The organism is Enterobacter sp. SA187, assembly GCF_001888805.2.
Classification (GTDB): domain Bacteria; phylum Pseudomonadota; class Gammaproteobacteria; order Enterobacterales; family Enterobacteriaceae; genus Enterobacter_D.
This window is the reverse complement of the sequence record NZ_CP019113.1, coordinates 3340927-3356165: the sequence shown is the minus strand read 5'-3', so window position 1 is coordinate 3356165 and position 15239 is coordinate 3340927. Positions and strand designations below refer to the sequence as shown.

Genomic DNA, 15239 nt, shown 5'->3' with positions numbered 1-15239 from the left:
AAGGCAGGAAGATCAGGCAATACGCAACGATGGTCGCGTCTGCGCCGGCGTCACCGACACCGGGATCGATTTCGAGGTCGGCGTGCCGGTGCCGTCACCAAAACTGGTCAGCGGCACCAGCGGATTGGTTTCCGGGTAATAGGCCGCCAGATTACCGCGCGGAATGTCATAAGAAACCAGGCGGAAATTCTCCACCTGACGCAGGATGCCGTCGCGGGAGGCGGTGGTAATGTCCACCCGATCGCCATCGCTTAGCCCCAGCGCGGCGATATCGTCCGGATGCATAAAGAGCACATCACGTTGGCCGTACACGCCGCGGTAACGATCGTCCAGCCCGTAAATGGTGGTGTTGTACTGGTCGTGCGAACGCAGTGTTTGCAGCACAAAAGGGGACTCCACATCCGGGCAGATGGAGGCGGGCAGCGGCGCGGCGCTGAATTCCGCTTTGCCAGACGGCGTAGTGAAATTCAGCGCGGCGGCGGCATTGCCCAGCCAGAAACCGCCGGGTTCATCGCAGCGGGCGTTAAAGTTTTCAAAGCCCGGCAGGGTGGCGGCGATGTGATCGCGGATCAGCGAATAATCATCCGCCAGCGCCAGCCAGTTCAGCTTCTCATCCCCGAGCGTAGCGTGGGCGATGTTCGCCACAATCGCCGTTTCCGAACGTTGCAGCGCGCTGAGCGGTTTGCCGATACCTTCAGAGGCGTGCACCATGCTGAAAGAGTCTTCCACGGTGACAAACTGGCGGCCGCTGGCCTGCATATCTTCTTCCGTGCGGCCCAGCGTTGGCAGGATCAGCGAGGCTTTACCCGGCATCAGATGACTGCGGTTAAGCTTGGTGCTGATATAAACCGTCAGCCCGCAGCGGCGCAGCGCGTCGTGAACGCGGGGCGTGTCCGGCGCCGCAGCCGCCAGGTTGCCGCCGAGGGCGATCAGCACTTTCACCTCGTCCCGCAACATGGCTTCGATGGCTTCAACCGTATGATGACCCGGCTCGCGCGGCGGCTCAAAATCAAAGTGACGCCCCAGACTGTCGAGCAGCGCAGCGGGCGGCTTCTCGTCGATCCCCATGGTGCGGTTACCCTGCACGTTACTGTGCCCGCGTACCGGGCAGAGTCCCGCGCCGGGCTTGCCGAGATGGCCGCCCAGCAATTGCAGGTTGGCAATCTCCCGCACCGTGTCCAGCGAGTGTTTATGCTGGGTGATGCCCATCGCCCAGGTGCAGATCACCCGCTCGGCGTGCTGCCACACGGCGGCGGCGTCACGCAGCTGCTGTTCCGTAAGGCCTGACTGTTGCGTAATGGCGTCCCAGGACGTGGCATCGATTTGCGCAAACCAGGCATCAATGCCGTGGGTATGCTGATTAATAAAGGTTTCGTCAAAAATGCCCGGCTGGCCGTCGGTAAGACGCTGGCGTTGCGTCTCCAGCAGCGCTTTCGCCATACCGCGTACCGCCGCCATATCCCCGCCGAGGTTCGGCTGATAGTAGGCGGAGCTGATGGTGCCTGCTTTTGGCGTCACCAGCTCCAGCGGTTTTTGCGGATCCGCAAAGCGTTCCAGCCCGCGCTCGCGCAGGGTATTGAAGGTGACGATTTGCGCACCGTGATCGGCGGCGTGGCGCAGGCTGTGCAGCATACGCGGATGATTGGTGCCGGGGTTTTGCCCGAAGACGAAAATGGCGTTCGCGTGGGCAAAATCATCCAGATGAATGGTCCCTTTGCCCACGCCGATGCTGCGTTTTAACCCTGCGCCGCTGGCTTCGTGACACATATTGGAACAGTCAGGAAAATTATTGGTGCCGAGCATACGGCCAAACAGCTGATAGAGGTAAGACGCCTCATTGCTGGCGCGTCCGGAGGTGTAAAGTTCCAGCTGATTGGGATGAACCATGGCATGCAGATGTTGCGCAATTAATGCATATGCATCTGCCCAGCTTATCGGCTCATAGCGATCGCTCTGCGGGTTATAGCTCAGCGGTTCGGTCAGGCGGCCCTGGTATTCCAGAAAATAGTCGCTCTGCGCGTTCAGGGCGCTGACACTATGTTGCGCAAAAAACTGGGCGTCCACTTCACGGCGCGTCGCCTCCCAGGTCACGGCTTTGGCACCGTTTTCGCAGAAACTGAAGGTACTTTTATTGTCATCGCCCCAGGCGCAGCCGGGACAGTCAAAACCGCGGGCTTTGTTCATACGCAGCAGGTTGCGCATATTGCTGAGGGCATTTTTGCTGTCAATCACGAAGCGGGTGGTCGCTTCCAGAGAGCCCAGACCACCGGCAGCAGCGTGGTAGGGTTTTATGGCGGTTTTGAATTTCATCGGTTCTTCCTGACAGCGGGTTGCTGATGAATGAGTGTAATGTGCGTAACAGCAACCCTTAATCAACAACTTTATTATCACACAATTAACGAAAAATTCATAAATTGCGCAACAGGAAGAACGCCGGATTTACTCCGGCATCGATTTGCGAATGGCGCTGAGCAGCGTTTGCGCACCGGCAGAAAGCGGGGCGTCAATGCGGGTAATGATACCAATGGGTTCGCCCGCGCCGTGCGTCGGCACCGGCAGGGCAACCAGCGCGCCCTGGCGAAGATCGTCTTTCACCGCGCCGGATGGCACAAACCACACGTAGTCATATTCTATCGTTAACTGACGCGAGAGAGAGGCGGATAGCGTTTCGATGCAGCCGGTGGGCAGCGTGCAACCCTGGGTGGCGAGCAGCGCTTCAGTATGCTGACGCGGCGCGGTACCCTCCGGCGCGACCACCACCGGCCAGGAAAGCACGCGGCTTAAGGTCACGGTATCCTGCAACAGCGGATGACGCGGACGCACCACCAGTTTCAGGGATTCAAGGAACAGCAGTTCGTAGTTCAGCCCGCTCATCAGCTCCGGATCGGACATGCGCCCGATGCCGATGTCCAGCTCGCCGGTTTTTAAGCCCGCCAGCAACATCGGGTTATTCATGGTGCCGACCTGAATGGTAATGTCCGGCAGATGCGGATGAAATTCCCCGATCACCGTCGGCAGAATGCCCAGCGCGGCTGTAGGCAGCGCGCCGATGCGCACCACGTCCGTTTTCACGCCTTCTTTACGGGTCAGGGATTGCCCGGCGGAGTTCACCGCTTCCAGTACGCGCACCGCGTGGCTGAGAAATTGTTCGCCGACCAGCGTCAGCTGCGCGCCCATGCGTCCGCGATCGAACAGCCGGGTGCCGGTCAGTTGCTCCAGTTCATTGAGCGTTTTTGATAACGCCGGCTGACTCAGGTTAAGGGTTTCAGCCGCACGCCCCAGGGTACCCTGTTGAGCGACGGCGACAAATGTATGTAGATGGCGCAGACGGATGCGCTGACTGAACAGACCATTTTTTTCCATAAGTAATGTTAAAAACAGAGCGTACCCGCTGACAAGAGAAGTTGTTGAATATTGATAACCTGCTAGCAAAATATTATTAACATTTAATCTATTTGACTTACAACTGCTTATTGCGCAAAGCGGGTACGCACGCCGTCTGGCGGTCAGCAATGGGGAGGAGGCTGAACATAATGTTTTGTTATGCAAGCGGACTCGCGGACGAGGCGGGGGCTGGTCAGGATCACACTTTCTAAATTCTTCCCGCGCGGCCCGGCTGCCTTCTCTACACTCCAGATATATCAACCAGAGGCATGACAATATGGCAAGCAACATCACGGCAGATGACATTCGGGAAGACTTTTCGCAGGCCATGTCGACGATGTATCAGCAAGAAGTTCCGCAATACGGCACGCTGCTGGAACTGGTGGCCGATGTAAACCTGGCGGTACTGGAGCAGAATCCGCGCCTGCATGAACAGCTGGCGAATGCCGATGAGCTGGCGCGTCTGAATGTCGAACGGCACGGCGCGATCCGCGTCGGCAGAGCGTCAGAGCTGGCGACGTTGCGGCGTATGTTTGCCATTATGGGTATGTATCCGGTGAGCTATTACGATCTCTCGCAGGCTGGCGTGCCGGTACATTCCACGGCTTTTCGTCCCATTGACGACGCGGCGTTGCTGAAAAATCCCTTTCGCGTCTTTACCTCGCTCCTGCGCCTCGATCTGATCGAAAATCCCGATCTGCGCGAGCGTTCGGCAGCGATCCTCGCCGCCCGGAATATCTTTACCCCGCGCTGCCTGGCGCTCATCGAACGGCATGAACAGCAGGGAGAGTTCACCGCCGCCGAAGCCCGCGAATTTGTGCGCGAGGCGCTGGAAACCTTTCGCTGGCACCAGCATGCCACCGTTGATCACGCCACCTATCATGCGCTGCACAGTGAGCACCGGCTGATTGCGGATGTGGTGTGCTTTCCGGGTTGTCATATCAACCATTTAACGCCGCGCACACTGGATATCGATCATGTGCAGTCGCTGATGCCTGAATATGGTATCGAACCCAAAGTTCTGATTGAAGGCCCGCCGCGTCGTGAAGTGCCGCTGCTGCTGCGTCAGACCAGTTTCAAAGCGCTGGAAGAGCCGGTGCGGTTTGCCGGGGAGGAGCAGGGGACGCATACGGCACGCTTTGGCGAAATCGAACAGCGCGGCGTGGCGCTGACGCCGAAAGGCCGCGCGCTTTATGATCGTCTGCTGAGCGAGGCGGGCACCGGCAAAGACAACCTCAATCACCAGTTGCATCTCCAGGCGGTGTTTAAAGCCTTTCCGGACAGTGAGTTGCTGCTGCGCCGCCAGGGGCTGGCCTATTTCCGCTACCGCCTGACGCCGACCGGCGAGGCGCACCGCCAGGCTATCCGCCCCGGCGACGATCCGCAGCCGCTGATTGAACGCGGCTGGGTCACCGCGCAGCCCATCATTTATGAAGACTTTCTGCCGGTCAGCGCGGCAGGGATTTTCCAGTCTAATCTGGGCAATGAAACCCGGCAGCGCCGCCAGGGTAACGCCAGCCGCGAAGCCTTCGAGCAGGCGCTCGGCTGCGCGGTGCTGGATGAGTTCAGTCTCTATCAGGCGGCGGAGGATCGCAGTAAACAGCGTTGCGGTCTGCTGTAAACCCGCTACGCTGATGGACTGAACAGCAAGAGGAATGCGCTTATGGAAAATCCCTCCACCCCGCTGGCGGAAACCCGCCAGGGAACGGTTATTGGCCTCGAGGAAAACGGACTGCACGTCTGGCGGGGCATCCCTTATGCTGCGCCGCCGGTGGGTGACCGCCGCTGGCGTGCGCCGCAGCCGTTGACCGCCTGGTCAACCCCACGCGTCGCCGACACCTATTCGCCCTCCAGCTGGCAGAGCAGTGAATACTGCCGCGCGCTGGGCGGCGGCGATCCGGGCGAGTTCTCGGAAGACTGTCTGTATCTCAATATCTGGTCCCCAGCGGTGCGTCGTGAACCGCTGCCGGTCATGGTCTGGCTGCACGGCGGAGGCTTCACCATAGGCGCGGGCGGTCTGCCGCCCTATAACGGCAGCGGGCTGGCACGACGCGATGTGGTGGTTGTCACCCTTAATTACCGCCTCGGGCATCTGGGCTTCTTTGCGCATCCGGCGCTGGAAGAGGAAGCGGGCGAGCGGGTGTATAACTTTGCATTGCTCGATCAGATCGCCGCGCTGCGCTGGGTGAAAGAGAATATTCACGCCTTCGGCGGCGATGCGGAAAACGTCACGCTGTTTGGCGAATCGGCCGGAGCGCGCAGCGCGTTATCGCTGATGGTGTCGCCGCTGGCAAAAGATCTGTTCCATAAAGCCATTATTCAGAGCGGCTATGCGCTGCCCGATACGCCGCGGCGTACGGCGCTGGCGAAAGGCAAAGCGCTGGCGGAGCATCTGGGGCTGCCGGACGCCACGCCGGAACAGCTGCGCGCCATTCCGGCGGAAGATCTGTGGCCGCTGGCCGCGCCGCACAATGTTGCGCCTGTGCCGATTGTCGGCGATGCCGTGCTGCCGCAGCCGATGATTGAATGCTTTTTCAACGCCCGCCAGCATCCGATGCCGGTAATGATCGGCTCCAACAGCGACGAGGCGAGCGTCATGTCGGTATTCGGCGTCGATCTGGCGGGGGAGATCCAGAAGCTGCGCCGTCAGCGCCGCTTCGGTCTCGGGCTTATTAAGTTGCTCTATCCCGGCGTTAAAGGCGATACCGAGCTGGGCCGCCAGGTGTGCCGCGATATGGCATTCACCACCATGGGATTTGTGGTGATGCAGGCGCAGCAGCGCATCGGCCAGCCCTGCTGGCGCTACTGGTTTGATTATGTGGCGGAGGCCGAGCATGAAACCTATCCCCACGGGGCCTGGCATGGCAACGATGTGCCCTATGTGTTCGACACCCTCGGCGAGATTTCACCGTCCTGCGACTATGTCACAGAAAGCGATCTGAAAGTCGCCGGACAAGTGGCGGATTACTGGGTTAATTTCGCCCGTCACGCCAGCCTCAGCTGCACTGCGCTGCACGGCCCGGTGCGCTGGCAGGCCAGCGTACGAGGTAAAGACCGCCTGTTACGTATCGGTCTGAATAAGTATGCCGGGTTTAAGCTGGTCAACCGCTTTATGCGGGCGCGGATGGAGCTGTTTAAACGGGTGATGCACCAGCACGTTAGTCTGGATTAGCGATCAAAAGGGCATTGCGTAAGATTGGCGTCTGGTCCCATTAATGGGAAGGGGCTTCTGATAAAATGTTTCAGAAGGCATTGATATTAAGGAGATAAAATGCGCCAGCGAGTGATTGTTTGTCCGGTGATCCAGAATAACGGAGAGTATCTGCTGTGTAAGATGGCCGCCGATCGTGGTGTTTTTCCCGGACAATGGGCATTACCGGGCGGCGGCATGGAGCCTGGGGAAACGATGGAAATCGCGCTCAGGCGTGAAATCAGGGAAGAGTTAGGAGAGCGTCTCGATATTACGGATATTCAGCCCTGGACGTTTTGGGATGATGTGCGAACCAAAACCTACCCGGATGGCACCACTGAAGAGATTTACATGATCTACCTGATCTTCGACTGCATAACCGCCAACCGCGACATCACCTTTAATGAAGAATTTGAGGAAGTGATGTGGGTGTCGGCGGACGCGCTGAAAGCGTTGGATCTGAACGAGGCCACCCGCATTACCTTTAAACAGAAAGGACTGCTTTAATCAGCATGGATTAGCCGCCAGCAGAATATCGCGGAAGATGGCCAGCCCGGCGGCTTTATCCGGCGACTCCCGCAGTACCAGCCGGTAACAGGCGCCGGTTTTCACGCTGTGGCTGAACGGGCGGCGCAGTCGCCCGGCACGCAGATCTTCGGCCACCAAAGTTTCATCGGCGATGGCGATGCCAAAGCCCTGGATCGCCGCGCTGATCGCCAGATCCATGGTGTCGAAGTGTTGATTTTTTTTCATGACCGGGGCGATCTGCGTCTGGCCCGCCAGCCACAATGTCCAGTCGGTTTTATCCCGCGTCGGGTGCAGAAAGGTCATCTGCTCCGGCGCGCTGTGCTCATCACCTTGCGCGCCGATCACCGGCGTCAGTGCTTCTTCAAACAACAGATCGCCCGCGCTCAGCTGTGTGCCAAACACGATGGCCGCGTCATAAGGTTCGGTTTTGAAATTGACCGTGTGATCGCTGGTGGTGGTCAGCGACACCTGCAAATCCGGGTTTTCCCGCTCCAGCCTTAATAACCGTGGCACCAGCCAGCGCATGGCGCAGGTGGGCGCTTTCAGCCGCACCACCGTCTGCTGCTGGCGCGCCTGCTCGGCCACCGACGCCAGATGTTCAAACGCCGCCTGTAACTCCGGCAGCAGGGCGCTGCCCTGGGGCGTCAGGCGCAAGCCTCTGGCGTGACGTTCGAACAGCGGAAAGCCAAACCACTGCTCCAGCGCGGCGATTTTGCGGCTCACCGCGCCCTGGGTCAGGCACAGCTCTTTTGCGGCGTGGGTCAGATTCAGATGCCGGGCGGTCACAAGAAAGGCGTCAATAGCGTTAAGGGGCAGGGAACGACGCAGCATGGTGTCTCCGGGTATGCATTTTTGTCATGGCTATTATGACAACAATTCGGTTGTCGCCTCAATCGACTTTTGGTTTGAATGGTTATGCAATTTTGCTGAGAAAGGAACGAAAATGACTTTGCGTACGCCGGTGCAGACCCGCTCAAAACTTCCCGATGTGGGCACCACCATTTTTACCGTCATTGGTCAGCTCTCCGCTGAACATAACGCCATTAACCTTTCTCAGGGCGCGCCCAATTTTATGTGTGATGCCGGGCTGATCGCGGGCGTCACCCGTGCCATGGAGGCCGGACATAATCAGTACGCCGCCATGACCGGCCTGCGTCCGCTGAAAGAGCGCATCGTTGAAAAGGTGCAGGATCTATATGGTACCCGGTATGACGTGGATGACGAAGTGCTGATTACCGCCAGCGCCAGCGAAGGACTGTACTCGGCCATCAGCGGGCTGGTGCATCCGGGCGATGAAGTGATCTACTTTGAGCCATCCTTCGACAGCTACGCGCCCATTGTGCGTTTACAGGGCGCAACGCCAGTGGCAATCAAGCTGACGGTGCCGGAGTTTGCCGTCGACTGGGAAGAGGTCAGCGCCGCTATCACGCCGCGCACGCGGATGATCATCGTCAACACGCCCCATAATCCCAGCGGACAGGTCTTTTCCCGTCACGATATTGAGCAACTGGTGCGCCTGACGCGCAATACCGATATTGTGATCCTGTCGGATGAAGTGTACGAACACGTGGTCTTTGACGGGGAGCAGCATCACGGCATGGCGACGCACCCGCAGCTGGCGGAGCGCAGCGTGATTATCTCCTCGTTCGGCAAAACCTATCACGTCACCGGCTGGCGCGTTGGTTACTGTATCGCTCCCGCCGCGCTGATGGATGAGATCGTCAAAGTGCATCAGTTTATGATGTTCTCTGCCGATACGCCGATGCAGTACGCCTTTGCCGAACATATGAACGATCCGCAAACCTGGCTTTCGCTGGCGGCATTTTATCAGCGTAAGCGCGATATGCTGCAATCGCTGCTGGAAGACTCGCCGTTTCGCGTCCTGCCGGGCGCCGGGTCGTTCTTCCTGCTGGCGGATTACAGCGCGTTCAGCGACGAAAGCGACAGCGAGCTGGTGAAACGGCTGATCGTCGAATGCGGCGTTGCCACCATTCCGCTGTCGGCGTTTTATACCGATGGCACGGATAACAAACTGATCCGCCTCTCTTTTGCGAAAGACGAGGCAACATTACGGGCAGGGGCGCAGGCCCTGTGTCGGGTTAAGCCACGCTAAGGAGCGTCATTGATGAAACTGAAAGCACTCTGTCTGGGAATGGGTATGCTCTGCTCGCTGTCGTCCTTTGCGGCCGCCGAGCTGCGTTACGGGCTGGAAGCGGAATATCCGCCCTTTGAAAGTCGCAACGCCAGCGGCGAACTGGAAGGGTTTGATATTGACCTCGGCAATGCCATCTGCAAAGCGGCGGCGCTGAAATGCAGCTGGGTGGAAACCTCTTTCGATGCCCTGATCCCGGGACTGGTGGCGAAAAAATATGACGCCATTAACTCGGCGATGAACATTACTGAACAGCGCCGTCAGAGTATTGATTTTACCCAGCCGATCTACCGTATCCCGTCGCAGCTGGTGGGTAAAGCGGACAGCGGTATGGAAGCCACGCCGGAGGGACTGAAAGGTAAATCAGTAGGTGTATTGCAGGGCTCCATTCAGGAAACCTACGCCAAAGAGCACTGGGAAAAACAGGGCGTGACCGTGGTTTCTTATAAAGATCAAAATCTGGCGTGGGCGGATCTGCTCAATGGCCGCATCGATGCCTCGCTGGTGATGTCCGCTGCCGGACAGGCCGGTTTCCTCAGCAAGCCGCAGGGCAAAGGCTTTGGCTTTATCGGCAAGCCGGTATCGGACGACACCATTCTGGGCAGCGGTATTGGTTTTGGGCTGCGTAAAGGCGATGAGGCGACGAAAAAACAGCTGGACGCGGCCATTGATAAAGTGCGCGCCGACGGCACCATCACCCGTCTTGCCGCGAAATATTTCCCGGGCATTGACGTTAGCGTCAGCGGGAAATAACGCCCTGATCCCCCGCCCGTAAGCCTGTGGCGGGGGATTGCAGCACCTCAGAAGTAATAGCGCATCCCAAGACGGATGCGGTAACGCTCCGCATGATTACCGGTATCCCGATCCAGCCAGGACAGCTGCACAAACGGACGCCAGTTGCGGGTCATTTTCCAGCTGAATTTATGGTTCAGCTCCCAGCTATGATCTTTGCCGTTTTTACGGTTGTAGTTCTGCGTATTGATATAGAGATCCGGTTCAAATTCATAACTCAGCACCTCACTGATTTTATAATTCACCACCATTACCAGCTGATGATTATCATTATATTCCATTTCCCGATCCAGGCTGCGGGTCCGGTAGTTCATATGGTTAAAGCGGTATTTAAACGCGGCGGCCAGATCCGGATTAATGCTGTAACCCAGTTGCACATAAGGCGAGGTGGTGGAACCGGCATTAGTCGAGTTAATAATACCGCCGGGACTGAGCGTGAGTTTATCGGTAATTTTCCACAGCGGGTACCAGCCCTCTATTTCATCGAAGCTGTGCTTAAGCTGATTGAGCTCACCCGTATTATAAACCGTCTGGAACAGTAGCCCCGCGCCGTTATCAAAATTATAGCCCGCACCCAGTTTAAACTGGTGTTCTTCCGACGCGCTTTCCCAGGCTTCGCGTACTTCAAGATAGCCGCCGGCATGGCTAAAGGCGGGCAGCGCAATAGCCAGAAGCAGTATATTTTTATTCATAACAAACCTTTTGACAGAGATAAGATATTCTCAGCAAAGCTGATATTTTTTTAGATAAATATGATTACCAGTATTTTGCTAACGGCGAATGCAGGCGCGAAATTGCCTCAAAGAAAAAATAATCGCCCCACAGACAATATTCATCAACGCCGCGCGATTTATTCATATTGTAAACCGCATGCTTTAAATAACCGCCGTCCGTTAATGCCGGATCGTAATAATTCACGCACAGTTCATTCATGATCGTCAGCGCACTCTGTATGAAGTTCCCGCGTTCGGGATCAAGCACGGACAGCGAATCCGCCAGCGCCAGTAAACCACAAACTGCAATGGCCGCCGCTGAACTATCCCGCGCGGTTCCGGGTGCGCTGAGGCTCAAATCCCAGTAACAGATGGCATCGCCAGGCAGATGCCGCAAAAAATAACGTGCCGTTGCGGTCGCAGCCTCAAGGAATTGTTTTTCTCCGGTGTAGTGCCAGCTGAGGGTAAAACCATAGATCGCCCACGCCTGGCCGCGCGCCCAGCACGAATGATCGGCATAACCCTGATGCGTGGTGCCTTTTAGCGGTTCGCCTGTTTCCACATCCATATAAAAGGTGTGATAGGTGGAGCTGTCTTCCCGCAGCAGATATTTCTGCGCCTGGCAGGCGTGCTGACGGGCGATCTGCGCATAGCGGCGGTCGCCGGTTTGCTCTGAAGCCCAGTACAGCAGCGGTAAATTCATCAGACAATCGATAATCATGCGGCCCTGCTGGTGCGGATCCGCTAAATCGCCCCATGCCTGAATAATCTGCGCATGAGGGTGATAGCGGGCAATCAGTAAATCCGCCGCCCGCAGCGCCTGGGTGCGGGCATTTTCATCCCCGGTGCTGCGCCAGGCGTTTACGCAGGACAGGCTGAATAAGAACCCCAGATCGTGCGTTTCAATATCATGTTGATTATCCAGGCGTTCTGCATAACCGGGTAATTGTTGTTGCAGCTGGCGGAGGAAAAAATCATCTTCCGTCATCTGCCACGCCAGCCAGGTCATACCGCTCCAGAAACCCGTCGTCCAGTCGGTATTGGGCGTTGTCGGGTAAGCGCTGTTAATACTGCACGCCGCGGGATAGCGTCCTGCAAAACCTGTCAGTTGATACTTCAGCTTTTGGGTCATGCTGACCCGTATCGCATTGAGATCGCTATTCAGCGGTTTATCTTTCAGGCTGTTTTGATGCATATTCATGTGGCAGTAAGTCCTTACGAGACGGAAGGTTTAGTATTACTGGCAAGCGCCAGCCGCTCATCGTTATCAGAGAGCACAAAGATGGAGAGCAGGGCAAAGAGGATCACGATGCCGCCCATAATGAAATAGGTATTGCCGAAACCAATATGGTCATACAGATAACCCACTGGCGCCGAGACAAATATGGTGCCGACATACATGGTGCACTGGTAGCCAATCAGGTACATGGTGGCATTGACCTTTTTATCGAAGTGATTGGCGATATATTTGAACACCGCGATTAACAGCAGGGCGTTTTCCAGACCATATAATGGTTTAATAAAGGCGATCATTAACGGACCGGTGGCGAAACCGGAAACGACCAGCCGCAGGCCGATAACCAGACCGGCAAATATTAGCGCTTTGCGTGCGCCAAGTTTATTCACCACCCAGGGCATGGTGAGCATTGAAATAAACTCGACGATAGCCTGCACGGTACTGAGGTAGCCGTACCAGGAGGTGCCGGAATTATCGCCATGAAAGAAGGAAATAAAGTAGCGCGGGAACTGTTGTTCGGCGATATGCATGATCCAGAAAATACCGGCAACATAAAAACAGAAGCGCCAGAACTTGCCATCTTTCAGCAGGCGTCGCACGTCCGGCAGGCTGATTTTCTTCTCCGGCACCACGGCGTTTTCCTGATTATCGGAGGCCGGAATTTTAATGCTCACCAGCAGCGCCAGCATGATAAGCGAGGTGATGCTGCTGATGGTAAAGTTAATGGTCGGCAAAATATTAAATAAGATCCCCGCAAACGAAGCGGTAACCGCTGCGCCACAGGATCCCCACATTCTGATGCGGCCAAATTCAAAGCCTTTTAAGCGGCCAAAGCGATCGCAATAGGATTCAGAGGCGGCGATCCCGGCGTACCACGCAAGGCTAAGATAGAGCGCGCCCGCCACCACGCCGAGCGAAAAATGGCTGCTCAGTAACGGGTGATAAACATAGACGAAAAACGGCATCAGCAGCGACGACATGATCGCCACAAAATAAAGCAGATATTTTTTCATTCCCAGTTTATCGGTAATAAAACCATAAACCGGTTTCATTACCACGGCGAATGCACCGTTCACCGCGAATACCGCGCCGATTTCCGCGCTGGTTAAATCGGCATGCTGACCAAGCCAGATGGAATATAAGCTGAAGCTCATAGTCCAGATAACAAAATACAAAAAAATAAAGGCGCTGATCTTTATATAATCAATACGATGGGTGGTGTTCATTTCCTACTCCACAGTGACGGTACAGGGCAAGGGGATGTCATAAACATGGGGGTGAAGCACCACCTGAATATGCTGCGGCTGACGGATAATTTCCGGCAGCGCAACCTCATCAGGCGGGGTGGTCCCGGCGTGCACAAAACAACACAAAATATGCTCGCCGGGCGCGAGATCCTGTTGCAGAACCGGAACGGCACTACAGCAGGGGTAAAGAATATTGCTGGCAGGCGGGCTGACGATCAGGCTACAGGGGCGCACCAGCGCCGGTGACAGATCCACCATGCGCGAGAAAAAACCGTGTTGCGGGCTGACGCAGGTTCCGGCGCAGGCATCAAACGAACGCTGCGGATCGCCGGTGATCGGCACCGGAAAGCCGCCTTCCACGCTGTGCAGCGATCGCGCGGTATTGACCACATGCAGACGCAGATGGCCTGACGCGAGCGGCAGCAGCCAGCTATGGATAGTGACATCCGGCCACGGCGACCAGACAAAATGCAGTTCGTTTTCCGTGCAGGTTTTCAGTTCGCTGGTGCGACGCCCGCGGTAATACCCGTCGTGCTCCGAGAGCAGCAGCATGGAATCGCAGGCGTTGAGTTCGATACCGTAACGGCTGCGTTCCAGGTTAAATCCCAGCAGCGACGAGCAGGCAAATTTGCTGTATTTGCTTTCGCTGTTGGCGTAATTTTTCCCTGGCCACTGGCCGCCATTAAGCAGGTAATGATGTCCGGCAACGGCGTCGTCAATAATGATTTGTCCGGCATGGGGTAAGGCGCGGCGCGGTTCGCGCGCAGGCAACGGCTGCGCATCGCTGGACCAGAAGGGGTGATCGTCATTAAGAGCCAGCACCAGAAACAGCTTACAGGCCCAGTACGGCGAGCCGGGCGCGTTGTATTCTTCGGCAATGAGATCGCTGGCGTAGCCATATCCGACGGTGAGCACGCCGCGCGCGTCGAGAATGTCCCGTTGCAGCCAGTCGTTGAGATGACGTAACACCAGGCCTTTCAGCACGCCAGGCGGAAAAGTGCTTAACCCGGCAAACGCGGCGGCGCTCCAGAAAGCGGCCTGTGCAAAGCGATAGGTCATACTGCGGCCAAAAGCGATGGCCGCGCCGTCGTGATTAAAAAAACAGATAAAATCGCGGGCGAAGCGATCGGCGCGTTCACGCAGCAGGGCGCAGCGCTGCGGATCATAATCGCCCATCAGACGGGAATAGATCAGGCCGTAAAAATGCAGCGCCATCGCATTATAATAATCGCGGGGTCGATTAAGGCCGTCGCTGTACCAGCCATCGCCACAGTAAAAGCTGTCCAGGCGGGAAAAGTGCTGCTGAATAATGTCCATCGACCAGGACTCACCGCACAGGCAAAAACCCATTTCGATCATGACGGGAAAAAACGACCAGTTATTCGCCGGAATTTTTGCATGGCGTAATTGCCGCAGCCAGTCGATCAGCCGTTGCCACTCCTCATCGCGCATCTGATCCCGCAGTTGTTTACCTGCCAGCGCCAGGCCTGCGCCAAACACCGCCATTTCAACGCTCAACTGGTCAAAGTCCCCCACGTCACCCCAATAATGCGGGTGCGAGGGGTCGGTACCCTCGGCCATACGACGAATAATTTCCGCGGTGATGTCGTGCTTAACTTCTCCCTGCGCTAACAGGGGAAATATTCCCCACAGCAGGCGGCTGAAGGTTTCCATCGCCGCGGTTTTTTCGCCGTAAAGAGGAATGCGATTACCGGTTAAAATACCCGCGTAATCATCATTGCGCTGCTGCCAGACGGCAGCAAATAAGGTGTTAAAACACGATTTAGTTTCGCGGCGTGTTTGTATCTGAGTCGATTTATTGTCTGAAAAGAACATATTCTTTTGCTCGCTTGCGTAACTGAAACAAAGTTTCACTCTGTATTCGATGACGACGAAAATAGGGGGGATCAGCACTGCGAAGCGTTAGCAAGATCACAAAAGAAAACATGGAGGGAAGCAGACAGGATAATACGGCTATTTTCAGCGAATATTTTTA

The 15239-nt window shown here is 56.5% G+C and carries 12 protein-coding genes; 5 read left to right on the top strand and 7 right to left on the bottom strand.

Translation table 11 applies throughout. The annotated features are described in order from the left end of the window. Positions 1-12: 12 nt before the first annotated feature. Both BMF08_RS16090 and BMF08_RS16085 read right to left on the bottom strand, forming a co-directional pair. Positions 13-2310 (bottom strand): FdhF/YdeP family oxidoreductase, encoded by a 2298-nt coding sequence (locus tag BMF08_RS16090; protein ID WP_072568550.1) that lies wholly within the window; start codon positions 2308-2310, stop codon positions 13-15. Between the two features lie 129 nt (positions 2311-2439). Continuing rightward, entirely contained in the window at positions 2440-3363 is a 924-nt protein-coding gene (locus tag BMF08_RS16085) for a LysR substrate-binding domain-containing protein (protein ID WP_072568549.1), read from the bottom strand. Positions 3364-3661: 298 nt separating this feature from the next. Here BMF08_RS16085 and hglS point away from each other — a divergent pair, with 298 nt between their 5' ends. The 3 genes from hglS (at position 3662) to nudI (ending at position 7081) form a co-directional block, all read left to right on the top strand. Next, on the top strand, positions 3662-5005 hold the full coding sequence (gene hglS, locus BMF08_RS16080; protein ID WP_072568548.1) for a 2-oxoadipate dioxygenase/decarboxylase HglS: 1344 nt from the start codon (positions 3662-3664) through the stop codon (positions 5003-5005). Positions 5006-5047: 42 nt separating this feature from the next. Further along, positions 5048-6556 (top strand): carboxylesterase/lipase family protein, encoded by a 1509-nt coding sequence (locus tag BMF08_RS16075; protein ID WP_072568547.1) that lies wholly within the window; start codon positions 5048-5050, stop codon positions 6554-6556. A gap of 99 nt (positions 6557-6655) precedes the next feature. Then, positions 6656-7081, top strand: a complete 426-nt coding sequence (nudI, locus tag BMF08_RS16070) for a nucleoside triphosphatase NudI (protein WP_072568546.1) — start codon at positions 6656-6658, stop codon at positions 7079-7081. Here the strand turns inward: nudI and BMF08_RS16065 are convergent, their stop codons facing one another. Beyond that, on the bottom strand, positions 7082-7933 hold the full coding sequence (locus tag BMF08_RS16065; RefSeq protein WP_072568545.1) for a LysR family transcriptional regulator: 852 nt from the start codon (positions 7931-7933) through the stop codon (positions 7082-7084). A gap of 112 nt (positions 7934-8045) precedes the next feature. Here BMF08_RS16065 and BMF08_RS16060 point away from each other — a divergent pair, with 112 nt between their 5' ends. Beyond that, positions 8046-9215 (top strand): pyridoxal phosphate-dependent aminotransferase, encoded by a 1170-nt coding sequence (locus BMF08_RS16060; protein ID WP_072568544.1) that lies wholly within the window; start codon positions 8046-8048, stop codon positions 9213-9215. Between the two features lie 12 nt (positions 9216-9227). Continuing rightward, positions 9228-10007, top strand: coding sequence for an ABC transporter substrate-binding protein (locus BMF08_RS16055; RefSeq protein WP_072568543.1), 780 nt, complete (start codon positions 9228-9230; stop codon positions 10005-10007). A gap of 47 nt (positions 10008-10054) precedes the next feature. On the opposite strand, the gene BMF08_RS16050 is transcribed toward BMF08_RS16055, so the two are convergent. From BMF08_RS16050 to BMF08_RS16035, 4 genes are all read right to left on the bottom strand, one after another. Continuing rightward, complete coding sequence (locus BMF08_RS16050; RefSeq protein ID WP_072568542.1) at positions 10055-10738, bottom strand: oligogalacturonate-specific porin KdgM family protein; 684 nt, start codon at positions 10736-10738, stop codon at positions 10055-10057. A gap of 64 nt (positions 10739-10802) precedes the next feature. After that, entirely contained in the window at positions 10803-11960 is a 1158-nt protein-coding gene (locus BMF08_RS16045; RefSeq protein ID WP_072568541.1) for a glycoside hydrolase family 88 protein, read from the bottom strand. Between the two features lie 14 nt (positions 11961-11974). Continuing rightward, positions 11975-13222, bottom strand: coding sequence for an oligosaccharide MFS transporter (locus BMF08_RS16040; RefSeq protein WP_072568540.1), 1248 nt, complete (start codon positions 13220-13222; stop codon positions 11975-11977). A 3-nt stretch (positions 13223-13225) separates the two neighbouring features. Continuing rightward, positions 13226-15079 (bottom strand): DUF2264 domain-containing protein, encoded by a 1854-nt coding sequence (locus BMF08_RS16035; RefSeq protein WP_072568539.1) that lies wholly within the window; start codon positions 15077-15079, stop codon positions 13226-13228. Positions 15080-15239 lie beyond the last annotated feature (160 nt).